Consider the following 23,105-nt stretch of genomic DNA (forward strand, 5'->3'; position numbering starts at 1 on the left):
CGGGAGTGATGAGCGTCGTCGCCACCGGGTCGATACACGGGCACTCGTACGTTCGCGTCCAAGGAGGCGTCGACGCCGACGGCGTGCTCGTCGTCGTCCCCGGGTTGAACGACCCGCTGAAGCGGGTCGGCGACGCCCGCTGGTTCGCGGGCCTCATGGCGCTGTACCTGCGTCGGTACCGGCGCGAGCGCACGGTGTACATGCTGTCGCGGCCGCCGGGACTCGCCGGGGCGCGGACGACCCGCGAGATGGCGGGGCACTACGCGACCGCGCTGGACGCGCTCGCAACCGCTGAGGGCGTCGAGAGCGTGGACGTGCTCGGGCTGTCCCTCGGCGGGCTCGTCGTCCAGCATCTCGCCGCGGACCGCCCGGACCGCGTGAACAGCGCGATACTCGGGCTCGCCGGCACGGAGGTGTCGTCGGCGGGCGAGACGCGACTCCAGCGATGGCGTGCGCTCGCCAGAGGGGAACGCTGGCGTGCAATCTATCGGGACGCGTACGGACTCGTCGCCACCGGCGCGCTCGCGAAGGTCCTCCAGGCGGGGAGCGTCGGCTACGACCTCGTCGCCAGCCCGGGTCACCCCGGGGACTTCGCGGCGTCGGTCGACGCCACCCTCGCGCACGACGGCCGGGACGCCCTCCACGACGTTCCCGTGCCGACGCTCGTCGTCGGCGGCACCGACGACCCGTTCTTCGACGAACGCGCGTTCCGCGACGCCACCCGTCGCCTCCCCGACGGTCGCCTCGCGTTGCTGGAGGGGGTCGGGCACGACGCGGTCATCGAGCAGCCCACCGCGTTCGACCGCGCCATCCGCCGGTTCCTCGTCGACGAGGACTGACGACGCGACCCGGACCGCGTCACCGAGCGCTCGAGGTCAGTCCCACTCGGGGTCGCGGCCTTCGAGGAACGCGTCCACGCCCTCCTCGTGCTCGTCCATCATGTACGCCTGGACCTGCATGTGGTTCTCGTAGTCCAGGGCCTTCCGCCAGTCGTTGTCGAGGTTCTCGTGGATCGCCTGCTTCGTCATCCCGACGGTCCGCGTCGGCCGGCGGCCGAGCTTCCCGCAGATGGCGTCGACGGTCTCGTCGAGGTCGTCGGGGTCGACGGCCTCGTTCACGAGGTCGATGCGTTCGGCCTCCTCGCCGTCGAAGAACTCGCCGGTCATCGTCAACCGCTTCGCGGTCCGGAGCCCGAGGAGCCTCGGGAGCGTGAACGTCGCGCCCGTGTCCGGGATGAGACCGATGCGGATGAACGCGCACGAGAACGTCGCGTCCGGGACGGTGTACGCGAAGTCCGCGGCCGCGACGATGGCCAGTCCAGCCCCGACGCAGTCGCCGTTGATCTTCGCGACCACCGGCACCGGCGACTGCATGATGGTGGCCGCGGCACGGTTGAAGGAGTTCGCGACGCGCTCGTAGGCCTCGTGAGGGCCCTCCTCGCGTTCCTTCATCGCCTGGATGTCACCGCCCGCCGAGAACGCCGGGTCGTCGCCCGTGATGACGACCGCGTCGTGCTCCTCGGGCGTTGTCTCGTCGACCGCGTCAGCTAACTCCTCGGCGACCTCGATGTCCATCGCGTTCATCATCCCCGGTCGGTCGAACGTTATCGTCCGCACGCCGGCTTCGTCCTCTACTCGCATACATCGTTGAACTCTCCATTGGTGCTTAATTGTTCGGGGGTCGCTGTCGCCGGGTCTCAGCCCCGACGACCGCCGCTCGCTCCACGCCGGTATCCTTCGAGTCGGACCGCGAGCACCCGCGGGGAATCCCTCGATAGGACTCGACGAAGCGTCACGGCGCTCCCGGACCCCCGTCGGACCGGATGGAAACCCTCAAAAGCTTCCCGAGCGGACGGCTATCCGATATGGCAACACGGGCGCCTCGGGCCGGAGACGCGGCCGCCATTGGGCAGGTCGCGCTCATCGGGCTCTTCGTCACGGCACTCGCGACCGCACAGCTCACCGCAAGCAAACTCCTCATGTTCGGCCTGCCGTTCGAACTCCCCGTCACCGGCGCCGCGCTCGTCCTTCCCGGCGCCGCGCTCGCGTACGCCCTCACGTTCTTCGCGAGCGACTGCTACGCCGAACTCTACGGCCGCAGGGCGGCGACCGTGATGGTGAACGTCGGGTTCGCGATGAACTTCGTCGTGCTCCTCCTCGTCTGGTCGACCATCGCCGCCCCCGCCGTCCCCGACCAGCCGATCGCTCCCTCGACGTTCGCGACCGTCCTCGGCGCGAGCACGAACATCGTCCTCGGGTCGCTGCTCGCGTACGTCGTCAGCCAGAACTGGGACGTCTTCGTCTTCCACCGCATCCGCGAGTACACCGACGGGGAGAAGCTCTGGCTCCGGAACATCGGCTCGACCGCGACGAGCCAGCTCCTCGACACCGTCATCTTCGTCACGGTCGCGTTCGCCATCGCCCCCGCCGTCCTCGGCACCGGCGGGAGCACGCCGACGAGCGTCATCCTCTCGCTCGTCGTCGGCCAGTACCTCTTCAAGCTCATCGTCGCGCTCGTCGACACGCCGTTCGTCTACGCCGTCGTCGCACTCGTCGAGCAGTACGCCGACACCGGGACGCAGGCCGACCCCGCGGCACGCTGACGACGGCGCCGACTCGACCTGGGGGCGCGACCACGGCCGACGCTCGGGTCGCGCCGACCCACCACGTTTTATCTCGCCGCCAGTCCGAGAGCGTGTATGGACATCGAAGCGTTCTTCGAGGAGATGCCGTTCGCCGACCTGCTCGGCGTGGAAGTGACGGAGGCCGCGGACGGCCACGCGGAAGGATACCTGGAGATGCGCGAGGACCTGTCGTGGAACGCCGACCGCCTGATGGCTCACGGCGGCGTGACGTTCACGCTCGCGGACACCGTCGGCGGCGCGGCACTCGTCTCCGAGGTCGACCAGCCCGTCCCCACCATCGACATGCGGATCGACTACCTGGACGCCGGGACCGGTGACCTGCGCGCGGAAGCGGACGTCGTCCGGGTCGGCGGCGACGTCGGAACCGTCGACGTCGAGGTGTACGCCGTCGAGGACGACGCGCTCGTCGCCGACGCCCGCGGCGTCTACAAGACCGGATAACCGTCCCAGAGGCCCGGCGCCGGTCCTTCCAACGGCGATGTCGGGCCTCGCCCGCACAGTGACCCGGAACGTCGCGTGCGATGGTCTCGAACGTCGCGTACGACTAGCACCACACGCAATGGCCGCCCTCGTGCCCATCACACTAAAGAACGCGCAGGGACGTTTCCAGCTATACTCGTCGACATGGCCTGGCAGTTCACGCCGTACGTCATCCCGACAACCCTCTCAGCGACGCTCTCGTTCGCGCTGCTGGCGTACATCGTCACGATCCGTCGACGGAACCTCGACATGCTCGTCGTCCGCACGTTCGTCCTCCTGACGCTCTCGTTCGTCGTCTGGGGGGTCGCCGACGTCCTCCAGCTCAGCGCGACGACGCTCGCCGCGAAACGCTCGTTCCTCGCCGTCCAGTTCCTCGGCGCCGCCGCTGGGACGCTGAGCCTGTTCGCGTTCGCGTTAGCGTACACCGACAACGACCACTGGGTGAACCGGTGGACGTTCGCGCCGCTCGCCGTCGAGGCGGTCGCGGTCTTCGCGCTACTCGTCACGAGCCCTCGCTACCACCAGCTCTACGTCGTCGCGGTCGACACGCAGACCACGGCAGGCGTCGTCCAACTCGAACGCTCGCTCGGCCCGGCCGCCACCGCGCACGTCGTCGTCTCGTACCTCGTCATCGTCGCGTCCATCGGCCTCCTCGCTCGCTTTGCGGTCCGCTTCGAGAGCCTCTTCCGCGCGCAATCGATCGCTGTCGTCGTCGGCGTCACCCTCCCGTTCCTCACGAACGTCGTCTGGTTCCTCGGAGAGGGCCCGCACCAGAACATCGACCTCACCGTCGTCGGGTTCGGGTTCGCGGTGTTCCCGCTCTGGTACGCGGTCTCGCGGCACGACCTCCTCCGGATCTCGCCCGTCGCCCGCGACACCGTCATCGAAGACATGCAGGACGCCGTCGTCGTCGTCGACGACACCGGCCACATCGTCGACGCGAACCCCGCGGTCGCCACGCTCGGCGCGCCGAACGTCTCCGAACTCGTCGGTGCGGACGCGACGAGCGCGCTCCCGTTCCTCGAACCCGCGATCACGCCGAACGCTCGGACGCCAGACGAGGTCACCGTCGAGACCGACGACGCCACGAGGTACTTCGACGTGAACGTGCAGACGCTCTCGGGAGCCGAACACGGCACGCGACTCGTGCTCCTCCGCGACGTCACCGAACGTCGCCGCGTCGAGGAACGCTACCAGCGGCTCATCGAGAACTCCTCGGACATGATCACGGTCATCGACGCCGACGCCACCATCAAGTACGACAGTCCCGCGATCGAGTCCCTCCTTGGATACGACCAGGACGAGTGGATCGGCCGCCAGGCCCCCGACAGACTGCATCCCGAGGACCGGGACCGCATCGTCGCGAGGTTCCGCGACGGCGTCACCGAACCCGGGTACGAGACGCGCGCCGAGTACCGTGTCCGGCACGCTGACGGCTCGTACCGCGTGTTCGAGTCGTTCGCGTCGAATCTCTTGCACGACCCGGTGGTCGAGGGCGTCGTCCTGAACTCGCGGGACGTCACCGACCGCAAGCGCCGTGAGCGCGAACTCGAACGGACGAACGAACGCCTGGACGAGTTCGCGAGCGTCGTCAGTCACGACCTCCGGAACCCGCTGACGGTCGGGAACGGCTACCTCGATATGGCGCGCGAAGGAGACCTGGAGGCGCTCGACGAGGTCGCGACCGCGCACGAACGCATGGAGCAGATCATCGACGACGCGCTCGAGCTGGCTCGCGAGGCGGAGACGGTCGACGGCGTGACCACCGTCTCGCTCGACGACGTCGTCGCGGACGCCTGGGGGTCGGTCGATACTGACGAGGCGACGCTTGAGGGGGTCACTGGCGCGACCATCCTCGCGGACCGGGCGCGACTCCAGCGGCTCCTTGAGAACCTGTTCCGGAACGCGGTGGAGCACGGCGGGCACGACGTCGAGGTCTCGGTCGACGTCGAGTACGCCATCGACGAGGACAGCGGCGACGAGGACGGGCGCACTGACGTCGAGGACGGGGATACCGGCGTCGAGGCGGAGGACGCCGACGCGTCCGAGCGCCGTCGCGTCGCCGCGTTCGCCGTGAGCGACGACGGTGCCGGTATTCCACCGGCCGAACGCGACTCGGTGTTCGAATCGGGTGTCTCGTCCCGCGAGGACGGCACGGGGTTCGGGCTCGCGATCGTCGAGACCATCGCCAAGGCGCACGAGTGGTCGGTACGCGTCACCGAGAGCGACGCCGGCGGTGCGCGGTTCGTCGTCGAGCTCGATGGCGACCGAGGTCGGGGTTCGTCCGGTGACCGGAGCGACGGGAACGGACAGCACGCGGACGATTGACGCGAGCGGCCGTCACCGACGGTGTCGACCTCAGCCGAACAGCTGGTCGAACACCGCGGCCTGCCCGCGTCGGAGCCGTTCCAGGAACGCGGACTTGCTGACGTCGAGCGCGTCCGCGACCTCGCCCGCGTCGACGCGACGCGGCACCTCGAAGTACCCGAGGTCGTACGCGGTCCGCATCGCCTCCTCCTGCGCGCTCGTGAACGGCCAGCGTTCCGCCACCGCCTGGTCGTCCTCCGAGCCGAGCGGGTAGATGCGCTGGAGGGTCACGCCGACCGTCTCGCCCGCGGCCGCCATCACGCCGTCGAGGACGTCGCGGCCGACGACCGCGCCCGCGTAGCGCTCCTCGCCCTCGTCGTACCGCATCGACTCCACCATGAACCCGGCGTCGGTGAGTCGCTGGACGACGCAGGGATGCTTGGAGAGGCACCGGAAGTTCACGCGTCCGTCGACGCGGGCCGCGTGCAGGTACCGGAGGCGGTCGTCGGTGTCGAGGACGTCCGCGAGCGCGTCCGCGTCGCTCGCGCTCGCCGAGCACTGCAGGAGCACGTTCCCGTCCTGGCGCAACTGGGGCGGGTTCGCCTCGACGACCGTCGCCGTCTCGCGCGTCGCGGCGGCGAGCGGGCAGTCGTCGCCCGTGACGCGGAACTCGACGACCAGGCACTCCTCTATCACGCGACCATCACGACAGCCACTACCACCCACTGGTACTTAAGGCCCGCACATGTGGTGGTGTACGGGTTTGGTGCTGGCGCCGCTACGTTATGATGAACCATTATGGACATCGAGGAGGTCAAACGACGAGCGGGCCCGCGCGAGTTCAGCCCCAAGGACGACATGCCAGAGGAGTACCGGAAAGCCGCGACCCGCATGATCCAGTTCCACGCGAACTCCGAGATCATGGGCGCGTACCTCGAACGCCCCTTCATCCGCGAAGCCCCGAGCCTCGACCGCAAGCTCGCGTGCTCCGCGAAGGTCCAGGACGAGATCGGGCACGGCCAGCTCCTCTACCGAGCGGCCGAATCCCTCGGCCTGAAGACCCGCGACGAGATGCTCGACGAGCTCGCCAACGGCGAGGGGAAGTTCCTGAACTGCTTCCACTACCCGATGGACGACTGGGTCGAGACCCCGATGATCGCGTTCTTCGTCGACGGCGCCGCGATGCGCCGGCAGGCGACGCTCAAACGCACGAGCTGGGAGCCGTACGCCCACGCGATGGACAAGGTCTGCTTCGAGGAGGGCTTCCACGTCAAGCACGGCGAAGCCATCCTCCACGAGCTCATGACGGGCTCGAAGAAGGAGCAGGAGATGACCCAGGAGGCCTTCGACGAGTGGTGGCCTCGCATCATCCAGTTCTTCGGGCCGACGAACGACAAGTCCACGCACCACGGGTTCGCGAGCGAGGTCGGCCTCAAGCAGATGGGGAACGACGAACTCCGGACCGCGTTCCTGAACGCGTACATCCCGAAGGCCCGGAAGTACGGCCTCGAGATCCCCGACGAACCCCGTATCCGCGAGAACGACGACGGCACGTACGAGGTCGTCGAGGAGGACCTCGACTGGGACGAGTTCTTCACCATCGCGAAGAACGACTACGACGGCAGCCACCAGCAGATCAACGGCCGGCAGGCCGCTCAGGAGGCAGTCGACTGGGTTCGCGAGGTCCTCGACGAGCACGAGGCGCGCGAGTTCGGTGGCACGCAACAACAGGCGGCCGACTAGACCATGATCTGGGAAGTATTCCGCCAGGAGAACGCTGGCGACTACCACGAGCACTGCGGGAACGTGCACGCGCCCGACCGCGAGATGGCGCTCATGTTCGCGGAGGTCCAGCACGCACGACGCAAGCCGACGAACAGCCTGTGGGTCGCGCCGAAGGACGAGATCGGCGAGGTCGACACGGAGGACGCGAAGTTCGGCGGGACGACGGACAAGTCCTACCGGTGGGCGTCCACGTACGACTTCGAGGCCGCGGCGTCGGAGGTCGCGGAGTCCACCGACGAGCAGGTCGAGGCCGAGCGTCGACGGAAGGTCCAGCAGGAGAAGCAGGAAGCGCAGGGTGGTGACTGATGGCGGTCAAAGAGTCACTGCCGACGCCCGACGAACTGACCGAGGACCAGCAGGAGGCCGTCGAACACCTCCTCTATCGGCTCGCGGACGACGAGTTCGTCGCCGCGGAACGGTACACGGAGTGGCAGGTGCGGTCGCCGACGCTCGAATCCGACCTGGCGTTGGCGAACATCGCGCAGGACGAACTCGGGCACGCTCGCCTCTGGTACGACCTCCTCGAGGACTTCGGGTACACGGAGAGCGAGCTCGTCTGGGAGCGCGACGCGAGCGAGTGGCGCCACAGCACGCTCGTCGAGCAGCCGTTCGCGGAGGGCGACTGGGCGGACGCGATCGTCCGGTCGTACCTCTACGACCAGGCGGAGTACATCCGTCTGGAGGCGCTCGAGGAGTCCTCGTATCCACGCATCCGCGACCGGGTCGCGAAGATCCTCCAGGAGGAGGATTATCACCGCGAGCACGCCCAGAACTGGATGGAGCGGCTCGCCGAGGAGAAGGACGGACTGGAGCGCCTCCAGGACGCGTTCGACCGGTTGTTCCCGTACGCGCTCACGGTGTTCGCGCCGACCGACGAGGACGTGGACGACCGCATCGACGAGCTCGGTATCCGAACGGAACCGCTCGCGGTCATGCGCGAGGAGTGGCTGGACGTCGTCGTGCCGTTCTTCGAGGACCTCGGCGTGAACGTGGGCGACGCCGAACTCCCCGAGCAGTACGACGTCCACCACAGCGAGTTCGACCTCCCGGACGAGATCGGTCGCGATCAGTCCCATACGGACGCGTGGTTCGACCTCCAGGAGGAGTTCACGCACACGTACCGGAAGCTCGACCGCCACGAGGCGAACCGCATCATGAAGGACCCCGACGAGGCCTGAGGTCTCGTCACCTACTGAGAGAGATACCACACGATGGATAGCGACGTACCCTACGACCCGAACGACGTCCCGACCGACGTCGATGCATCACCCGACGACTGCGAGGAACCCGCCGCGACGGCGTGCGCGTACACCGAGTACGAGTACGTCGACGCGCCGACCACCGAGGAGCTCCCGGCGACGGGCGCCGACGCGGAGGGCGTCGAGCGCGCGGTCTGGGACGAGCTCTACGCCATCGAGGACCCCGAGATGCCCGTGAGCATCGTCGACCTCGGCTTGCTGTACGGCGTGTCCGTCGAGGACGGGCTCGCGGAGGTCGACATGACGCTCACGTACTCGGGGTGTCCCGCTCGCGAGATGCTGATGAGCGACGTCGAGGAGCGCGTCGCGAGCGTCGACGGCGTCGACGACGTCAACCTCCGCCTCGTGTGGAATCCGCCGTGGGGTCTCGAGATGGTGACCGAACAGGGCAAGTCCGACCTGAACGACTTCGGACTGAGCGTCTAGCATGAGTCGACGACTCGACCCATCCGTACAGACGAGCGGCGACATGGAAGGCGCGGAGTGCCCGTACTGCGGGTCGACGGAGACCGAACGCGAACACCCGAAAGGCCCGTCGCTCTGCCGGTCCATGCACTACTGCAACGACTGCGAGCAGCCGTTCGAGAAGTTCGAGTAAGCGGACTCGGCACGGATACGGCCGCCACCAGGCGGCCGTTTCTGCGTTTCGGAATTCGATGGTTCTGAACTGACCGCACGAGCGTACGGCGTCGGCTGGGACGCGGCGTTCGTGCGGTGGTGGATGGCGAGCCGCTTCGTCTTCTGTTTGCGACGGTCGCTGCGCGGTGGCTGACACGGGAGCCGTTGGCGACGTGGTCGTGCAGACGGGTCCGGCGGAGCCGCTGGTGGTCGTGCAGTCCCGCGACCCGTTCACGCTCCGCTACGTGCTGTTGCCGGCGTCGTGGTGAGAACGAGACGGGCCGCCACCCAGCGGCCCGCGTCGGTCGGTCCTACGAGGGTCGCCCGAGTTCGAGTGTGTAGTCAGAGCGGATCCACGCGTCGGTGTTCTCCTCGTCGTAGATCTCTACGCCGCCGTCGTCGGCGTCGCGTGCACTGAATCTGTTCGCTATCTCGGGCGGGTCCGCGGTCGTGGCCTCGTCGTTCGTGCTGTTCATGGGGGAGTCGTGCGGGCTCTGGCCCGCTCGATGCTAACTATTCCCGAGGGAGTGATGGACATAAGCTTTCCGGGGGTGTGTGTGGGACGTCCTTCGAGGAATCCCCATCCCTCTAGGACGTTCTAGGACCCGGCGGCCGCCGGCGTGGAACCCCGTGCCTGCGTCGAGGGTGTGGGTGGGTCGACGCGGGGCGTGCCGAGTCGGGGGCGTTAACCCGATGGCCCGAGGAGTGCGTGGCATGACAGACGACGCGTGGTTCGCGAACTGCGAGCCCGATGACGTCGACGCCGCCGCGACGGCGATCCGCGAAGGGGCGGCGAGCGAGGCCGCTGACTGGCCGGCGCGCGCGGTCGACGCCGGGTTCGCTGACGACGAGGACGCGTACTACGACGCGCTCCACGAGGCGACCGTCGCGGCGGCGCGCGCCGAGGCCGTCGAACGGGAGCGCGCGGACGACCAGCAGCTCGTGCACGCCGTCCGCGCGATGGACGACTGTGCGCGCACCGCGAACGAGCTGGCGGAGCGCGCCGCCGAGTGGGCGGGTGCGCTGTTCGACGTCTCGGGCGGTGGCGTCGCGCTCGCCGAGGACGTCGCCGGCCGAACGCCGGAGACGCCGGCCGAGGAACGCGCGATCTCGCTCGCCGGCCGCGTCGTCGAACTCGACGCGGAAGCCGCGTCGCTCCGTGCGTTCATCGAACAGCAGGCGCCGACCGTGGCGCCGAACCTCGCGTCGATGGCCGGGCCGGTGCTCGCCGCGCGACTCGTCTCGCTCGCCGGGAGCCTGGAGTCGCTCGCGAAGAAACCGAGCGGGACGGTGCAGGTGCTCGGCGCGGAGGACGCGCTGTTCGCGCACCTCCGCGGTCGTGCGTCCTCGCCGAAGCACGGCATCATCTACACGCACGAGTACGTCCGCGGCACGCACCCCGAGCACCGCGGGTCCGCCGCGCGAGCGCTCGCCGGGAAGCTCTCCATCGGGGCGCGCATCGACCACTACAGCGGCGACCGCAAGCCCGAGGTGGAGGCCGAGCTCGACGACCGCATCGCGACGATCCGCGCTCGCACCGGCGACGAACTACCCGACGAGGGCGACTCCGACGACGGGGGTGCGGACGCATGACCGCCGGGGACGTGCCGGCGGACGCGACGCTCCCCGGAGGCGTCGAGCGACGCGACTTCGGTGACGGGGAGACGCTCGCGACGAAGGGCGCGGTCGTCGGTCCGGAGGCGACCGACGGCGAGTGGCGGGCGTGGGACGCGTCGCGGTCGAAGCTCGCCGCGACGTACGCGGTCGGGCTCGACCCCGGGCTCGAAGCGGGTTCGACCGTGCTCTACCTCGGTGCCGCCGCCGGCACCACCGCGAGTCACGTGGCGGACGTCGCCGGGCCGACGTACGCCGTCGAGTTCGCGCCGCGGCCGGTGCGCGACCTCTGTCGCGTCGCCGACGACCGCGACCGCCTGTTCCCGCTGCTCGCCGACGCTCGCAGGCCGGAGTCGTACGCGCACGTCGTCGAAGGGGACTGCGACCTCCTCGTGCAGGACGTCGCGACCCGCGGGCAGGCGGACGTGGCGCTCCGGAACCGGCGATACCTCGCGGACGACGGTCGGCTCGCGCTCGCCATCAAGGCCCGCAGCGAGGACGTCACCGGCGACCCGAGCGACGTCTTCGACGCCGTCCTCGACGACCTCCGCGACGGCTACGAGGTGCTCGCGACCGCGAGCCTCGAACCGTACCACGAGGACCACCTCGCGGTCGTCGCTCGACCGCGCTGACCGCCGACCCGGCGTCGACGGCCACCTCGCGGTCGTGCACGGTCACCTGCCGACTCCGTACTCCTTTTATCACGTGCGAGCGAACGTGGCGTCGATGGACAAGCGCGGGTCGCGAGCGGCGTTCGAGGACGCGGGGACGCTCGGCATCGAGGAGGAGTTCTTCGTCGTCGACGGGTCCGGCCGGCCGGTCTCCGGGAGCGACGCCCTCGTGTACGACGCCGACCCGCCCGAGCTGCTGGACGGTCGCCTCGACCACGAGCTCTTCAAGACCGTCATCGAGACGCAGACGCCGAAGTGCGAGGGGCTCGCGGACGCTCGCGAGAACCTCCACGCGGTCCGCGACGCGCTCGTCGACTTCGCGGCGCGCGAAGGCTACCGGGTCGCCGGCGCCGGCCTCCACCCCGGCGCGCGCTGGCGGGAACTCGAACACGCGGAGAAGCCGCGGTACCGGAGCCAGCTCGACCGCATCCAGTACCCCCAGCACAGGAACACCACGGCGGGGTTGCACGTTCACGTCGGCGTGGACGACGCGGACGCGGCGACGTGGATCGCGAACGAGCTCCGCTGGTACCTGCCGCCGATGCTCGCGCTCGCCGCGAACTCGCCGTTCTGGGACGGCTACGACACCGGGCTGGCGTCGGCTCGCGCGAAGATCTTCGAGGGCCTCCCGAACACGGGGATGCCGACCGCGTTCGACGGCTACGACGACTTCGCGGCGTTCGAGAACCGCATGATCGACACGGACAGCATCCGGGACCGCGGCGAACTCTGGTACGACGTCCGCCCGCACTCCGGGCACGGGACCGTCGAGATTCGAGCACCCGACGGGCAGGCGGACCCGGACGTGGTGTTCGCGTTCGTCGAGTACGTGCACGCGCTCGTCGCTGACCTCCGCGAGCGCTACGCGGATCTCGCCGACCCGTGGGACGACCGCGGCGACGGCTACCCACATCAGCATCGGCGCGAGGTCCTCGACGAGAACAAGTGGCGGGCGCTCCGGTACGGGCACGACGCCGAGTTCGTCGCGCTCGACGGCGACGGGACCGTCTCGCTCGCGGCGGTCGTCGACCGCGAGTGCGACAGGCTCGGCGTGTCCGGTATCCGCGAGGTGCTGGACGCGGACAGCGGCGCCGAACGCCAACGTCGGGTCCTCGAAGCGGAGGGGTTCGACGCGCTCTGCGAGTCCCTCGTTCTGGGCGCGTGAACGCGAAGCCCCAGGCAATGGGTTTTTACCCCCGCACGGCTTGTGTCCTCACTGAAAGGACATGACCAGCGACGAGGCGGAGACACCGGCGGACGACGACGAACCATCCACGCGACGGCAGCAGGCCGTCGACGGCTTCGACTCGGGCATCGTCGACCTGCTCTCGTGGGTGCTCGACACGGAGACGCGAGCGAAGATCTACATCTTCCTGCAGGCCAACCCCGCGTCGACGAGCGAGGAGATCGCGCAAGGCACGGGCCTGTACCCGAGCACTGTCCGCGAGGCGCTGGCGGAACTGCACGACGAGGAGAAGGTCCACCGCGAGAAACGCGCCGCCTCGGGCGCCGGGAACAACCCCTACGAGTACACGGCGATCGCGCCGAGCGAACTGGTCTCCGGGGTCGTCGGACAGGTACAGGACGAACTGAACACCGTGTTCAACCTCGAATCGCTCCTCGACGACGAGGACGAACTGGAGCCGGCCACGACGGACGACGAACCCGTCACCATCACGGTGCAGGCCGACGCCGTGGATACCGACGGCGATGCGACAAGCGCCGAGGAGGAGGCGACGACCGACGACGTCGCTGGCGAGGACGACACGACGTCGTCCGAGGAGTGACTCGGTCCGACGACGAGCTCGCTCGCGAGTCGAGGTCCCCGCATTCAATCCTTTTATGTCGCGTCCGGTCGACCGTTCGGACATGAATGTTGCGCTGGGTGGGACGTTCGACCCAGTTCACGACGGGCATCGCGCGCTGTTCGAGCGCGCGTTCGAACTCGGGGACGTGACGGTGGGGTTGACGAGCGACGAGCTCGCACCGAAGACGCGGCACGTCGACCGGTACGTCCGGTCGTTCGCCGAACGGAAACGCGACCTGGAACGCGAACTCGAACCGCTCGCCGCCGAGTACGACCGCGAGTTCGCGGTCCACGAACTCACCGAGCCGACCGGGATCGCGACCGAACCGCGGTTCGACGCGCTCGTCGTCTCGCCGGAGACCGAGGACACCGGCGAACGCATCAACGACCTCCGCGCGGAGGCGGGCGTGGACCCGCTCGACATCGTCGTCGTCGACCACGTCATCGCCGAGGACGGCGACGTCATCTCGTCGACCCGCATCGTGAACGGCGAGATTGACGAGCACGGGGACGTGACGCCCGACCGCGACGGCCGGGACGCGACGCGCTGACCGGTCGCTTCTCCGCGACGCCGCCCCCGCACGCCGCTACCAGGACGGTGGTTCGAATCCCGCCTCCTCGAGCACGTCCTTCCAGCGCTGCTGGACGCTCAACCGGGAGACGTCCGCGGCGTCGGCGACCGCGGTCTGCGAGCGCTCGTCGCTCTCTAGGAGCGCGGCCGCGTACACGCTCGCCGCGATCGCCGCGGGCTTCGACCGGTCCGCCTCCGGTGCGGTCGACAGGAAGAGGTCCGTCGCGGTCGTCCGCGCCGCCGACCCCAACTCCAATCGCTCGCAGACCGCCTGCAGTTCCCGTATCCACTCCTCGTTGTCCACGCGGTCGCTCGCTCGATACACGTGCGGCTCTCCGTCGGCCTCACCCTTCAATCTCGCGTCCGAGACGACAGGTTCTTGAAGCACTCGACGCCTACGTTCGGACCGCGCGCGGGTAGCCAAGCCAGGAAACGGCGCAGCGCTTAGGACGCTGTCTCGTAGGAGTCCGCCGGTTCAAATCCGGTCCCGCGCATGCCTCTCCGAACGAACGTGAGGAGAGGCATCGCGACGACCGGATTTGAATCAGGGAGCGAACGGGGTGAGCGACCGTGGTTCAAATCCGGCTCTCGTATCCCGCGTCCTGTGGGCTGCTGACGCGTGACAGTCGTCTGACTGGCGTCGGACGCTGCACAAGGCTTTTTGACGGGCGGGCGATTCTAACTCGCCAATGGAGGATATCGGCGAGTTGTTCGACGGGTTGTTCGCTGACGTCGACGCCGTAGTGTTGTTCTCGCCGAACGGCTCGTACTTCGAGCGGTTCGACGACCTGGAGGAGACCGACGTCGTCGTCGTCGCCACCGAGAACTCGGTGGGGGCCGACGCGTTCGTCGAACTGCCCCTGGACTTCGAGGAGGTGTCGCAGCGCGTGAAGTTCGGGCTGGAGGGCGCGCTCGAACAGGGGTTCGTCGACGGCGGGGACGTCGTCGTCTGCGCGACGAGCGTCTTCGACGGGACCGCGGACACGGTCTCGCGCGTTCGCGCCGACGAGGAGGTCCGGTCGGGCGTCTACGACCTGTTCGCGAACTCGCGCGCGGAGGCGTCGGTCATCAAGAACGTCCTCGAACTCGTCGTGGAGCTGGGGAAGAAGGGCCAGAAGGGCGAACCGGTCGGGGCGCTGTTCGTCGTCGGTGACGCCGGGAAGGTGATGAACAAGTCCCGGCCGCTCTCGTACAACCCCTTCGAGAAGAGTCACGTCCACGTCGGCGACCCGATCGTGAACGTGATGCTCAAGGAGTTCTCGCGGCTCGACGGCGCGTTCGTCATCTCCGATTCGGGGAAGATCGTGAGCGCGTACCGGTACCTGGAGCCGTCGGCGGAGGGCGTGGACATCCCGAAGGGGCTCGGGACGCGGCACATGGCGGCGGGCGCGGTGACGCGGGACACGAACGCGACCGCCATCGTCCTGAGCGAGAGCGACGGGCTCGTTCGCGCGTTCAAGGGTGGTGAACTCGTCCTGGAGATCGACCCGGAGGACTACTGATGGTGCCGTTACAGGTGGGGGAGGCCGTTGAGTGGGCGGAGTCCGCGATATCGAACCGGTTCGTGCTCGCGAGCGTCGTCGTCGTCATCGGGTTCGTCGTCGGCTACCTCATCGGGAAGCTCAGTCGTCGCGCGCTCAAGGCGGCGGACGTCGGCGACGCGGTCGAGGGGACGTCGTTCGAGCGGACCGCGCAGAGCCTCGGGACGTCGACGGTTGACATCATCTCGCGGTTGAGTTCGTGGTTCGTGTACGGGTTCGCCATCCTGGTGGCGGTGTACGTCGCGGGGTTGAACGCGGCGCTGTTCTGGGCGGTCATCGTGCAGATGGTCCCGCAGTTGTTCGTCGCGGTGCTCGTGCTCGTCGTCGGGTTCGTCGTCGCGGACAAGGCAGAACTCGTCGTGAGCGAGCGGCTCCGCGGCGTGAAGCTCCCGGAGGTCTCGTTCGTCTCGCGGATCGTGAAGTACAGCGTCCTGTACGTCGCCGCGCTGGTGTCGCTCAGTCAGCTCGGGGTGGCGACGTCGGCGCTCATCGTCCTGCTGTTCGTGTACTTCTTCGGTATCGTCGTGTTCGGCGTCGTCGCGCTCTGGGACTTCCTGCGGTCTGGCGCCGCCGGCGTCTACCTCCTGCTGGAACAACCGTACAGTATCGGCGACCGCGTCCGTATCGGCGAGAGCGAGGGCGTCGTCCAGGAGGTCGACCTGTTCGTGACGCGCGTCGAGGACGACGACATGGAGTACGTCGTCCCGAACCGGAAGGTGCTCCGCGAAGGCGTCGCGCGGCAACGCTGACCGGTCGGCGCCGCGACACCGTTCGGGTCTCGCGCTCAGTCGTCCGTGAGGTCGTCTCCGCTCATCGCTCGCGCCGGGACGCCAGCGACGGTCGTGTCCGGCGGGACGTCGCGCGTGACGAGCGAGTTCGCGGCGACCTGCGCGCCGTCACCGATCTCGACGCCGGGGAGGACGATGGCGCCGGCGCCGATCATCGCGCGTTCGCCAATGACGACGTCGCCGACGCGGTACTCCTCCTGGAGGAACTCGTGGCAGAGCAGCGTCGCGTCGTACCCGATTATCGCGTGGTCGCGTATCGTGATGTGCTCGGGCCAGAACACGTCCGGCGTCGCCTCCAGTCCCCACGACACGCCGTCGCCGACGGTGACGCCGATGCGCCGCAAGAGCCACGTCTTCAGTTTCAGGCTCGGCGACACGCGGACGAGCCAGACGACGACGTAGTTCAGTGCGACGCGCAACGGCGACTTCGCGTCCGTCCAGTGCCGGAGCGAGTTCAGCGGTCCCTGCGTCGGATGGCTATGGACCCGGTCGTGCCTGGGGGTGTCGTCGCCGCTCGCTCCTCGGTCGTCGCCACCGTCTGGCTCGTCGTCGCTCACGGTACCCCGTAGCCGACGCTGGGTCTTGAATCCATCCCGCGGACGCGGCCTCGACGGGAACCGCCGGGAGGCCGGCCCGGCCATCGCCAGGTCGCGTCGACCGTCGAGCGGGCGTTCCGCCTGGCGGGGAACAAGATTTATCTGACTGATTGCTGAGGTCTTTCGCATGCCGACCGTCGAGGGCTGGACGCTGCTGCTGCACGTCGCTGCGGGGACGGTGGCGCTCTTCGCCGGGTTCGGCGCGCTCGTGGCGACGAAGGGCGGGTGGTGGCATCGACGGGCCGGAAAGGTCTTCGTCGTCTCGATGGGCGTCGTCGTGGCGACGACGTTCGGCCTCCTCGCCATCGACCCGACGTCCTTCCGGATCATCCTCGGCCTCGTCGCGGTCTTCAGCGGCTACCTCGCCCTCTCCGGATACCGCGCAATCGCTCGGAGAGGCCCCGATAAGACGGCTCACTACGTCGACTGGACCGCCGCCGCGGGCGTCATCGTCGCCTGCGCCGGACTGACCGCGTGGGGCGTCCTCTGGTTCCTCGACGGGAGGACGTTCGGCGTCGCGATGGTCGTCTTCGGCGGCATCGGAATCGCGTTCGGGGCCGTTGACGTCCTGTCCTTCCGCGACCCCGATCCCGGAGCGTTGCTGGTCAGTCACCTCCAGCGGATGATCGCCGCGTTCATCGCGACGGCGAGTGCCGTCTCGGCGGTCAACCTCACGCCCACGCTGGGTATCGTGGCGTGGTTGTGGCCCACGGTCCTCGGCGTCCCACTCATCGCGTACTGGTCCGAGAAGTATAGTCCCGACTGAGCGCCGCCGGACGGAACGTCCACCGTACTGACGCGGGTTCGGCATCGCGAGGAACCCGTCGGGTAGCGGGCTGAGGCAGGTCGGAGTGATTCGAGACGGGTCGAGACGGGCCGAGGTGGTCGAGGCGGGTCGTTCGCGAGGTCAGTCGCTCCGGAGGTCCTCGACGTGGTCGACGCGGGACTGCACGAGCGCGTCGGTTCCGACGTCGTGGCGGACGTGGAGGCCCTCCTCGCCGGCCTCGTCGAGGACGGCTTCGGCGACCGCTTCGGCATCGCCGATGGTGTCGGCGACCCCGACGACGGCGAACGCGCGCGACGTCGTCGTGTAGACGCCGTCGTCGCGCTCGTCGACGCTCGCGTAGAACAGGAGGGCGTCGCCGTCGTAGTCGGCGGCGACCTCGCGCGCGCCGGCCTCGTTGACGGTGACCTTCGTCCCGGCTTCGGGGTCGACGGGGTAGCCTTCGGGCGCGGCGTACTTGCAGACCGTCGCGCGGTCCTGGAACTCGAGTTCCGGGAGCGGGTGGCCGTCGCGCGCGGCCTGCAGGACCTCGACGTAGTCGGTGTCGAGGACCGGGAGCGTGTTCATCGCTTCCGGGTCACCGAACCGGGCGTTGAACTCGACGACCTTGATGCCGTCCGCGGTCAGCATGAACTGGCCGTAGAGGACCCCGCGGTAGTCCTCCAGCGCGTCCACGGTCGCCTCCAGGATCTTGAGCGCCTCGAAGCTGTCCGCTTCGGTCATGAACGGCAGCTGGAACGAGGCGTCGGTGTAGCTCCCCATGCCGCCCGTGTTCGGGCCCTCGTCGCCCTCGTAGGCGCGCTTGTGGTCCTGGACGGCGGGCGTGACGAGGACGTCGTCGCCGGCGACGAACGCCTGGATGGTGAACTCCTCGCCGACGAGTCGCTCCTCGACGACCCAGTCGTCCCAGTCGCTGTCGCGCATGTACTCGACGGCCTCGGCGGTCGTCACCTGGTCGCCGGTGACCCGTACGCCCTTCCCGCCGGTGAGGCCGACGGGTTTGACGGCGACGTCGCCGTCGTACTCCTCGACGTACGCGCACGCCTCGTCGACGTCGTCGAACGTCGCGTAGTCGATGCGGCCCGGTATCTCGTTGTCCGCCATGAACTCGCGCTGGAACGCCTTGTCCGTCTCGATGCGTGCGTCGGCCTCGCGGGGCGCGAACGCGTACACGCCGGCGTCCTCGAGCGCGTCGACGACGCCGGCCTGGAGCGGCGACTCCGGCCCGATGGCCGCGATGGTCGCGTCCACGTCGAGCGCGTACTCGACCACGGCCTCGGGGTCGTTCTCGTCGAGCGTCTCGAAGTCCTCGGCGAGGCGGGCGATGCCGGGGTTGCGGTTGCTCGCGCAGGCGTAGAGGTCGGCTGGCTCGTCTGCTTCGGCGACCGCTCGGGCGATGGCGTGCTCGCGGCCACCGCCGCCGACGAGCAGGACGGTCTCTGACATACGCGAAACGGGTACGCACGACGCTGTAAAGTTTGCCCTTCCACGCGCCGAGAGTATCCACGGACGTGCTTATCTCTCGTTCCCGCCGGTCAGCTCGTCGAGGCGCTCGTCGACCTCGCACTCGTCGACGTTGCCGCGCGCGTACTCGCGGCGGAGCTCGACGAGCGTCGCGACCGTGATGATGACCGCCCCGACGAACGCCGGTACCCGCCGTCGACCGCGACGAACGCCTTTACCCGCCGTCGACCCCAACCGGCGTCCATGAGCGACCCCACGGACCGGAACCGCCTCGACGAGGAGGCGTCGCCGTACCTGAGACAGCACGCCGACAACCCCGTGAACTGGCAGCCCTGGGACGACGCGGCGCTCGACGCCGCCCGCGAACAGGACAAACCCATCTTCCTCTCGGTGGGGTACTCGGCGTGTCACTGGTGCCACGTCATGGAGGACGAGAGCTTCCAGGACGAGGCCGTCGCCGAACTGCTGAACGAGCACTTCGTCCCCATCAAGGTCGACCGGGAGGAACGCCCGGACGTCGACTCCATCTACATGACGGTCTGCCAGACCGTCACCGGTCGCGGCGGCTGGCCGCTCTCCGCGTGGCTGACGCCGGAGGGCAAGCCGTTCTACGTCGGGACGTACTTCCCGAAGGAGCCCAAGCGGAACACGCCTGGGTTCGCGGGACTCCTGGAGCGCATCGCGGAGTCGTGGGCGGACGAGGACGACCGCCGCGAGATGGAGTCTCGCGCGGACCAGTGGACGGCCGCGGCGAAGGACCGCCTGGAGGACGTGCCGTCCGCGGGGGAGAGCGCCCCGGACGACGACCTGCTCGCCGACGCCGCCGCCGCCATCGAGCGCGGCGCCGACCGCGAGTACGGCGGGTTCGGGAACCAGGGCCCGAAGTTCCCGCAGGAGGCTCGTCTTCACGTCCTGCTCCGCCAGCACGCCGAGAGCGGTCGCGACGCGCCTTTCGACGTCGTCCGTGAGACGCTCTCCGCGATGGCCGACGGCGGCCTCTACGACCACGTCGGCGGCGGCTTCCACCGCTACTGCACGGACCGCGACTGGACGATACCGCACTTCGAGAAGATGCTGTACGACAACGCCGAACTCCCGCGGGCGTTCCTCGCGGGCCACCAGGTCACCGGCGACGACCGGTACGCCGACGTCGTCCGCGAGACCGTCGACTTCGTCGAACGGGAGCTCCGGCATCCGGACGGCGGGCTGTACGCGACGCTCGACGCACAGAGCGAGACCGCCGAGGGCGACCACGAGGAGGGCGCGTTCTACGTCTGGACGCCCGACGCCGTCGCCGACGCGATAGCGTCGAGCGACGCCTGCGATTCCGTGGACGCGGACCTGTTCTGCGAGCGCTTCGGCGTCACCGAGACGGGGAACTTCGAGGACGGCCAGACGGTCCTGACGCTCTCGGCGTCCGTCGACGACCTCGCGAGCACGTACGACCTCGAACCGGGTGCGGTCCGGGAGCGCCTCGAACGCGCTCGCGACGCCGTCTTCGACGCTCGCAGCGACCGCCCGCGCCCCAGGTGCGACGAGAAGATACTCGCCGGCTGGAACGGACTCGCCATCAGCGCGCTCGCCGAGAGCGCGATCGTCCTCGAGGACGACGCGCACGCCGAACTGGCCGCGGACGCGCTCGCGTTCGTCCGCGAGCACCTCTGGGACGCTGACGAACGCCGGTTGTCGCGACGCGCGGTCCCGGTCGACGCCGACGACGCCGCGGTGGACGCGGACGCCGCCGTCGACGACGGACCGGATATCCACGGCTCCGTCGAGGACGGTCGAAGCCTCGACGTCCAGGGTGAGGGCTACCTGGAGGACTACGCCGGTCTCGCTCGCGGCGCGTTCGACCACTACCAGGCCACCGGCGACGTCCGCTCCCTGGCGTTCGCTCGCGACCTCGCGGACGTCGTCTGCGAGGAGTTCTACGACGCCGACGCCGGGAGCGTGTTCTTCACGCCAGCCTCCGGCGAAGGCCTCGTCGTCCGCCCGCAGGAGGTCCGCGACCAGTCCACGCCGTCCAGTCTCGGCGTCGCGTGCGACGTCCTCCTGAGCCTCGACCACTTCACGACCGACGACCGCTACGAGGCCGTCGTCGAGACCGTCCTCGAACGCCACGGCTCCCGCGTCGAGGCCAGTCCCGTCGAGCATCCCTCGCTCGCGCTCGTCGCCGACCGATTCCGGCGCGGCGACGCGGAACTCACGCTCGCGTGCGACGACCGGCCCGCGGAGTTCCGGGAGACGCTCGCGGCGACGTACCTCCCGCGGCGCGTCGTCGCTCAGCGGCCCGCGACCGCGGACGGCCTCGACGCGTGGCTCGACGTCCTCGACCTCGACGAGGCCCCGCCCATCTGGGCGGACCGGGACGCTCGCGACGGCCCGACGGCGTACGCCTGCCGGTCGTTCGCGTGCTCGCCGCCCGCCGACGCGCTCGCGGACGCCGTCGCGTTCTTCGAGGACTGACACCGAGGAACGGACCGGGGCTGAGAGGCCCGGGCGGTGCGTCGAGCCGCGACGAAGAAGTTCGAGGCGGAGCGGCTCAGACGTGCGCTTCGAGGTCCTCGGCGAGCGCGACACCGACCGGAGCGGCCGCCTCCTCGACGAACCGCGCGAGCTCCTCGCCGGTCTCGCGGTCCTCGACGACCACCGTCGGGATGAACTCGACGCCGTACGCGTCGACGCCCGGCCCGACCTTCTCGCCGTCCTCGCGCTCGACGGGATAGTGCTCGATAGCGTCGACGCCCGCGGCGGAGAGCAGCGCGCCGAAGTCGGGCAGCTGCTGGCGGCAGTCCACGCACCAGTCCCCGCCCCAGACCTTCACGACCACGCGGTCGGCGAGCGCCTCCCACGTCGCGACACTGTCCTCGTACGCGCCCGGCGAGAACGCCGGGTTCGGCCGCATCGTCTCCAACTCCAATGACTCGCTCATACACCCTCGTACCGACGCGACGGGTTTGACGGTTCCGCTCCCGTCAGAAGAGCCGACGCGTCCGCGCATCACGGCCACCCACTCGCCCACCCACCTGCCCACCCACCGACGTCGTCTGCGAGACCCGAACCCCGCGGCGGGGTGGCTCCGGTAGCGTCACGCCCTGCCGGTGACCGACACGGTAAAACCGCTGAGGGCGAACTCGGTGGTATGAAGCGGAGCATCCTCGGGACCATCGGGTCCCCGCTCGTGGCGGTCGACGGCCCGCCGGGGGCGACGGTCGCGGCGAAGGTCGAGTCGTTCAACCCGGCGGGGTCCGCGAAGGACCGGCCGGCGCTGGAGATGATCCGGTCGGCCGAGCGCGCCGGGGAACTGGAACCCGGCGACCGCGTGGTGGAGCCGACGAGCGGGAACACCGGCATCGGCGTGGCGATGGTGTGCGCGGCGCGTGGCTACGAGTGCACCATCGTGATGCCGGCGTCGAAGAGCCCGGAGCGTCGGCAGGTGATGAGCGCGTACGGCGCGGACCTGGAGCTCGTCGACGGGGAGATCGAGGCGGCGAAGGAGCGCGCTGACGAGATCGAGCGCGAGATGGGCGCGGTCCAGTTGCATCAGTTCGAGAACGAGGCGAACCCGCGAGCGCACTACCGCACGACCGCCGAGGAGATCCTCGAGCAGGTCGAGGGTCGGGAGATAGACGCGTTCGTGGCGGGCGTCGGGACCGGTGGGACGCTCTCGGGGAACGCGCGACGGCTCCGCGAGGAGTTCCCCGACATGACGGTCGTCGCGGTCGAACCAGAGGAGAACGCGGTGTTGTCGACGGGCGAGAGCGGGGACGACGACTTCCAGGGGATGGGGCCGGGGTTCGTCAGTCCGAACCTCGAGCGCGGTCTCATCGACGACGTGGAGACGGTGGACGTCGAGACTGCGGAGGCCGAGTGCCGGCGGCTCGCTCGCGAGGAGGGAATCCTCGTCGGGCAGTCCTCGGGGGCGACGAACGTCGCCGCGAAGCGCGTCGCAGAACGGATCGCGGACCCGGACGCCGAGTGTCCGCCTGCCGGCACTGGTGAACCGCGGACGCCCGTCGGCGAGCGCGACGGCGACGCTCCGGAGGCGGTGGTCGGTGCGGGGCGGGACGCTGGCGAGGACTGTCCGCTCGTCGTGACCGTGTTCTGGGACTCCGGCGAACGCTACCTGTCGACGGGGATGTTCGACGAGCCCGAGTGACCGGGCGGCCGCGCGTT

The 23,105-nt window shown here is 69.3% G+C and carries 27 protein-coding genes and 1 tRNA gene; 20 read left to right on the forward strand and 8 right to left on the reverse strand.

Annotation, left to right across the window (positions count from 1 at the left end):
• Nucleotides 1–8 precede the first annotated feature (8 nt).
• Nucleotides 9–839, forward strand: coding sequence for an alpha/beta fold hydrolase (locus tag SM754_RS13870; RefSeq protein WP_323676836.1), 831 nt, complete (start codon nucleotides 9–11; stop codon nucleotides 837–839).
• A gap of 36 nt (nucleotides 840–875) precedes the next feature.
• Here the strand turns inward: SM754_RS13870 and SM754_RS13875 are convergent, their stop codons facing one another.
• Nucleotides 876–1,640, reverse strand: a complete 765-nt coding sequence (locus SM754_RS13875; RefSeq protein WP_323676837.1) for an enoyl-CoA hydratase/isomerase family protein — start codon at nucleotides 1,638–1,640, stop codon at nucleotides 876–878.
• Between the two features lie 224 nt (nucleotides 1,641–1,864).
• On the opposite strand from SM754_RS13875, the gene SM754_RS13880 reads away from it, so the two are divergent.
• The 3 genes from SM754_RS13880 to SM754_RS13890 all read left to right on the forward strand — a co-directional run bounded on the left by SM754_RS13880 (nucleotide 1,865) and on the right by SM754_RS13890 (nucleotide 5,452).
• Nucleotides 1,865–2,602: a queuosine precursor transporter gene (locus tag SM754_RS13880; protein ID WP_323676838.1), complete on the forward strand. Its 738-nt coding sequence runs from the start codon at nucleotides 1,865–1,867 to the stop codon at nucleotides 2,600–2,602.
• A 96-nt stretch (nucleotides 2,603–2,698) separates the two neighbouring features.
• Nucleotides 2,699–3,085 carry a PaaI family thioesterase gene (locus SM754_RS13885; RefSeq protein ID WP_323676839.1) on the forward strand — a complete coding sequence of 129 codons (387 nt, stop codon included), beginning with the start codon at nucleotides 2,699–2,701 and terminating at the stop codon, nucleotides 3,083–3,085.
• A gap of 183 nt (nucleotides 3,086–3,268) precedes the next feature.
• Nucleotides 3,269–5,452 (forward strand): histidine kinase N-terminal 7TM domain-containing protein, encoded by a 2,184-nt coding sequence (locus SM754_RS13890; RefSeq protein WP_323676840.1) that lies wholly within the window; start codon nucleotides 3,269–3,271, stop codon nucleotides 5,450–5,452.
• 30 nt (nucleotides 5,453–5,482) lie between these two features.
• Here SM754_RS13890 and SM754_RS13895 read toward each other — a convergent pair whose 3' ends face one another.
• Nucleotides 5,483–6,127, reverse strand: a complete 645-nt coding sequence (locus tag SM754_RS13895) for a helix-turn-helix domain-containing protein (protein ID WP_323676841.1) — start codon at nucleotides 6,125–6,127, stop codon at nucleotides 5,483–5,485.
• 102 nt (nucleotides 6,128–6,229) lie between these two features.
• Between SM754_RS13895 and paaA the strand changes: the two genes are divergently transcribed.
• From paaA to paaE, 5 genes are read left to right on the forward strand one after another with little or no spacing between them, the layout of a single operon-like run.
• Nucleotides 6,230–7,174: a 1,2-phenylacetyl-CoA epoxidase subunit PaaA gene (paaA, locus tag SM754_RS13900; RefSeq protein WP_323676842.1), complete on the forward strand. Its 945-nt coding sequence runs from the start codon at nucleotides 6,230–6,232 to the stop codon at nucleotides 7,172–7,174.
• 3 nt (nucleotides 7,175–7,177) lie between these two features.
• A complete protein-coding gene (gene paaB, locus SM754_RS13905) occupies nucleotides 7,178–7,522 on the forward strand; it encodes a 1,2-phenylacetyl-CoA epoxidase subunit PaaB (protein ID WP_323676843.1) in 345 nt (114 codons plus the stop codon).
• A complete protein-coding gene (gene paaC, locus SM754_RS13910; RefSeq protein WP_323676844.1) occupies nucleotides 7,522–8,394 on the forward strand; it encodes a 1,2-phenylacetyl-CoA epoxidase subunit PaaC in 873 nt (290 codons plus the stop codon). The genes paaB and paaC overlap by 1 nt, the downstream gene beginning before the upstream one ends.
• A gap of 33 nt (nucleotides 8,395–8,427) precedes the next feature.
• Nucleotides 8,428–8,901, forward strand: a complete 474-nt coding sequence (gene paaD, locus SM754_RS13915) for a 1,2-phenylacetyl-CoA epoxidase subunit PaaD (RefSeq protein WP_323676845.1) — start codon at nucleotides 8,428–8,430, stop codon at nucleotides 8,899–8,901.
• A 1-nt stretch (nucleotide 8,902) separates the two neighbouring features.
• Nucleotides 8,903–9,073 (forward strand): 1,2-phenylacetyl-CoA epoxidase subunit PaaE, encoded by a 171-nt coding sequence (gene paaE, locus SM754_RS13920; protein ID WP_323676846.1) that lies wholly within the window; start codon nucleotides 8,903–8,905, stop codon nucleotides 9,071–9,073.
• 331 nt (nucleotides 9,074–9,404) lie between these two features.
• Here the strand turns inward: paaE and SM754_RS13925 are convergent, their stop codons facing one another.
• The gene (locus tag SM754_RS13925) at nucleotides 9,405–9,569 is read right to left on the reverse strand and encodes a DUF7331 family protein (protein WP_323676847.1); all 165 of its coding nucleotides are present in this window, start codon (nucleotides 9,567–9,569) and stop codon (nucleotides 9,405–9,407) included.
• A gap of 238 nt (nucleotides 9,570–9,807) precedes the next feature.
• On the opposite strand from SM754_RS13925, the gene SM754_RS13930 reads away from it, so the two are divergent.
• The 5 genes from SM754_RS13930 to SM754_RS13950 all read left to right on the forward strand — a co-directional run bounded on the left by SM754_RS13930 (nucleotide 9,808) and on the right by SM754_RS13950 (nucleotide 13,736).
• Nucleotides 9,808–10,686 carry an NOP5/NOP56 family protein gene (locus SM754_RS13930; RefSeq protein ID WP_323676848.1) on the forward strand — a complete coding sequence of 293 codons (879 nt, stop codon included), beginning with the start codon at nucleotides 9,808–9,810 and terminating at the stop codon, nucleotides 10,684–10,686.
• A complete protein-coding gene (locus tag SM754_RS13935; RefSeq protein WP_323676849.1) occupies nucleotides 10,683–11,339 on the forward strand; it encodes a fibrillarin-like rRNA/tRNA 2'-O-methyltransferase in 657 nt (218 codons plus the stop codon). Before SM754_RS13930 ends, SM754_RS13935 begins: the two co-directional genes overlap by 4 nt.
• 94 nt (nucleotides 11,340–11,433) lie before the next feature.
• Nucleotides 11,434–12,543 (forward strand): glutamate--cysteine ligase, encoded by a 1,110-nt coding sequence (locus SM754_RS13940; RefSeq protein ID WP_323676850.1) that lies wholly within the window; start codon nucleotides 11,434–11,436, stop codon nucleotides 12,541–12,543.
• A gap of 61 nt (nucleotides 12,544–12,604) precedes the next feature.
• Nucleotides 12,605–13,165: a winged helix-turn-helix transcriptional regulator gene (locus tag SM754_RS13945; protein ID WP_323676851.1), complete on the forward strand. Its 561-nt coding sequence runs from the start codon at nucleotides 12,605–12,607 to the stop codon at nucleotides 13,163–13,165.
• 82 nt (nucleotides 13,166–13,247) lie between these two features.
• Nucleotides 13,248–13,736, forward strand: coding sequence for a phosphopantetheine adenylyltransferase (locus SM754_RS13950; protein ID WP_323676852.1), 489 nt, complete (start codon nucleotides 13,248–13,250; stop codon nucleotides 13,734–13,736).
• A gap of 36 nt (nucleotides 13,737–13,772) precedes the next feature.
• On the opposite strand, the gene SM754_RS13955 is transcribed toward SM754_RS13950, so the two are convergent.
• A complete protein-coding gene (locus SM754_RS13955) occupies nucleotides 13,773–14,081 on the reverse strand; it encodes a transcription initiation factor IIB family protein (protein WP_323676853.1) in 309 nt (102 codons plus the stop codon).
• Nucleotides 14,082–14,166: 85 nt separating this feature from the next.
• Here SM754_RS13955 and SM754_RS13960 point away from each other — a divergent pair.
• The 3 genes from SM754_RS13960 to SM754_RS13970 all read left to right on the forward strand — a co-directional run bounded on the left by SM754_RS13960 (nucleotide 14,167) and on the right by SM754_RS13970 (nucleotide 16,046).
• Nucleotides 14,167–14,250 (forward strand) — tRNA-Leu (locus SM754_RS13960).
• A 195-nt stretch (nucleotides 14,251–14,445) separates the two neighbouring features.
• Entirely contained in the window at nucleotides 14,446–15,258 is an 813-nt protein-coding gene (dacZ, locus tag SM754_RS13965; RefSeq protein WP_323676854.1) for a diadenylate cyclase DacZ, read from the forward strand.
• Nucleotides 15,258–16,046, forward strand: coding sequence for a mechanosensitive ion channel domain-containing protein (locus SM754_RS13970; protein ID WP_323676855.1), 789 nt, complete (start codon nucleotides 15,258–15,260; stop codon nucleotides 16,044–16,046). The genes dacZ and SM754_RS13970 overlap by 1 nt, the downstream gene beginning before the upstream one ends.
• Nucleotides 16,047–16,081: 35 nt before the next feature.
• Here the strand turns inward: SM754_RS13970 and SM754_RS13975 are convergent, their stop codons facing one another.
• Nucleotides 16,082–16,642 carry an acyltransferase gene (locus SM754_RS13975; RefSeq protein ID WP_323676856.1) on the reverse strand — a complete coding sequence of 187 codons (561 nt, stop codon included), beginning with the start codon at nucleotides 16,640–16,642 and terminating at the stop codon, nucleotides 16,082–16,084.
• A gap of 166 nt (nucleotides 16,643–16,808) precedes the next feature.
• Between SM754_RS13975 and SM754_RS13980 the strand changes: the two genes are divergently transcribed.
• Complete coding sequence (locus SM754_RS13980) at nucleotides 16,809–17,447, forward strand: hypothetical protein (protein ID WP_323676857.1); 639 nt, start codon at nucleotides 16,809–16,811, stop codon at nucleotides 17,445–17,447.
• Nucleotides 17,448–17,588: 141 nt separating this feature from the next.
• Here the strand turns inward: SM754_RS13980 and purD are convergent, their stop codons facing one another.
• The gene (gene purD, locus SM754_RS13985) at nucleotides 17,589–18,911 is read right to left on the reverse strand and encodes a phosphoribosylamine--glycine ligase (RefSeq protein ID WP_323676858.1); all 1,323 of its coding nucleotides are present in this window, start codon (nucleotides 18,909–18,911) and stop codon (nucleotides 17,589–17,591) included.
• Between the two features lie 69 nt (nucleotides 18,912–18,980).
• Nucleotides 18,981–19,163: a hypothetical protein gene (locus SM754_RS13990; protein ID WP_323676859.1), complete on the reverse strand. Its 183-nt coding sequence runs from the start codon at nucleotides 19,161–19,163 to the stop codon at nucleotides 18,981–18,983.
• Between the two features lie 9 nt (nucleotides 19,164–19,172).
• Between SM754_RS13990 and SM754_RS13995 the strand changes: the two genes are divergently transcribed.
• Nucleotides 19,173–21,395 (forward strand): thioredoxin domain-containing protein, encoded by a 2,223-nt coding sequence (locus SM754_RS13995; RefSeq protein WP_323676860.1) that lies wholly within the window; start codon nucleotides 19,173–19,175, stop codon nucleotides 21,393–21,395.
• A 76-nt stretch (nucleotides 21,396–21,471) separates the two neighbouring features.
• Here SM754_RS13995 and SM754_RS14000 read toward each other — a convergent pair whose 3' ends face one another.
• The gene (locus SM754_RS14000; protein WP_323676861.1) at nucleotides 21,472–21,861 is read right to left on the reverse strand and encodes a TlpA family protein disulfide reductase; all 390 of its coding nucleotides are present in this window, start codon (nucleotides 21,859–21,861) and stop codon (nucleotides 21,472–21,474) included.
• Nucleotides 21,862–22,071: 210 nt separating this feature from the next.
• Here SM754_RS14000 and SM754_RS14005 point away from each other — a divergent pair, with 210 nt between their 5' ends.
• Nucleotides 22,072–23,088, forward strand: coding sequence for a PLP-dependent cysteine synthase family protein (locus SM754_RS14005; RefSeq protein ID WP_323676862.1), 1,017 nt, complete (start codon nucleotides 22,072–22,074; stop codon nucleotides 23,086–23,088).
• Nucleotides 23,089–23,105 lie beyond the last annotated feature (17 nt).

Origin of the sequence: Halorubellus amylolyticus, from assembly GCF_034808145.1 — an archaeon.
In the GTDB taxonomy this organism is placed as follows: domain Archaea; phylum Halobacteriota; class Halobacteria; order Halobacteriales; family Natrialbaceae; genus Halorubellus.

Excerpts from the sequence above, each read along its gene's own strand:
- SM754_RS13870 (WP_323676836.1), top strand. The coding sequence starts at position 9 with ATGAGCGTCGTCGCCACCGGGTCGATACACGGGCACTCGTACGTTCGC.
- SM754_RS13875 (WP_323676837.1), bottom strand. The coding sequence starts at position 1,640 with ATGCGAGTAGAGGACGAAGCCGGCGTGCGGACGATAACGTTCGACCGA.
- SM754_RS13880 (WP_323676838.1), top strand. The coding sequence starts at position 1,865 with ATGGCAACACGGGCGCCTCGGGCCGGAGACGCGGCCGCCATTGGGCAG.
- SM754_RS13885 (WP_323676839.1), top strand. The coding sequence starts at position 2,699 with ATGGACATCGAAGCGTTCTTCGAGGAGATGCCGTTCGCCGACCTGCTC.
- SM754_RS13890 (WP_323676840.1), top strand. The coding sequence starts at position 3,269 with ATGGCCTGGCAGTTCACGCCGTACGTCATCCCGACAACCCTCTCAGCG.
- paaA (WP_323676842.1), top strand. The coding sequence starts at position 6,230 with ATGGACATCGAGGAGGTCAAACGACGAGCGGGCCCGCGCGAGTTCAGC.
- paaB (WP_323676843.1), top strand. The coding sequence starts at position 7,178 with ATGATCTGGGAAGTATTCCGCCAGGAGAACGCTGGCGACTACCACGAG.
- paaC (WP_323676844.1), top strand. The coding sequence starts at position 7,522 with ATGGCGGTCAAAGAGTCACTGCCGACGCCCGACGAACTGACCGAGGAC.
- paaD (WP_323676845.1), top strand. The coding sequence starts at position 8,428 with ATGGATAGCGACGTACCCTACGACCCGAACGACGTCCCGACCGACGTC.
- paaE (WP_323676846.1), top strand. The coding sequence starts at position 8,903 with ATGAGTCGACGACTCGACCCATCCGTACAGACGAGCGGCGACATGGAA.
- SM754_RS13925 (WP_323676847.1), bottom strand. The coding sequence starts at position 9,569 with ATGAACAGCACGAACGACGAGGCCACGACCGCGGACCCGCCCGAGATA.
- SM754_RS13930 (WP_323676848.1), top strand. The coding sequence starts at position 9,808 with ATGACAGACGACGCGTGGTTCGCGAACTGCGAGCCCGATGACGTCGAC.
- SM754_RS13935 (WP_323676849.1), top strand. The coding sequence starts at position 10,683 with ATGACCGCCGGGGACGTGCCGGCGGACGCGACGCTCCCCGGAGGCGTC.
- SM754_RS13940 (WP_323676850.1), top strand. The coding sequence starts at position 11,434 with ATGGACAAGCGCGGGTCGCGAGCGGCGTTCGAGGACGCGGGGACGCTC.
- SM754_RS13945 (WP_323676851.1), top strand. The coding sequence starts at position 12,605 with ATGACCAGCGACGAGGCGGAGACACCGGCGGACGACGACGAACCATCC.
- SM754_RS13950 (WP_323676852.1), top strand. The coding sequence starts at position 13,248 with ATGAATGTTGCGCTGGGTGGGACGTTCGACCCAGTTCACGACGGGCAT.
- dacZ (WP_323676854.1), top strand. The coding sequence starts at position 14,446 with ATGGAGGATATCGGCGAGTTGTTCGACGGGTTGTTCGCTGACGTCGAC.
- SM754_RS13970 (WP_323676855.1), top strand. The coding sequence starts at position 15,258 with ATGGTGCCGTTACAGGTGGGGGAGGCCGTTGAGTGGGCGGAGTCCGCG.
- SM754_RS13980 (WP_323676857.1), top strand. The coding sequence starts at position 16,809 with ATGCCGACCGTCGAGGGCTGGACGCTGCTGCTGCACGTCGCTGCGGGG.
- purD (WP_323676858.1), bottom strand. The coding sequence starts at position 18,911 with ATGTCAGAGACCGTCCTGCTCGTCGGCGGCGGTGGCCGCGAGCACGCC.
- SM754_RS13995 (WP_323676860.1), top strand. The coding sequence starts at position 19,173 with ATGAGCGACCCCACGGACCGGAACCGCCTCGACGAGGAGGCGTCGCCG.
- SM754_RS14000 (WP_323676861.1), bottom strand. The coding sequence starts at position 21,861 with ATGAGCGAGTCATTGGAGTTGGAGACGATGCGGCCGAACCCGGCGTTC.
- SM754_RS14005 (WP_323676862.1), top strand. The coding sequence starts at position 22,072 with ATGAAGCGGAGCATCCTCGGGACCATCGGGTCCCCGCTCGTGGCGGTC.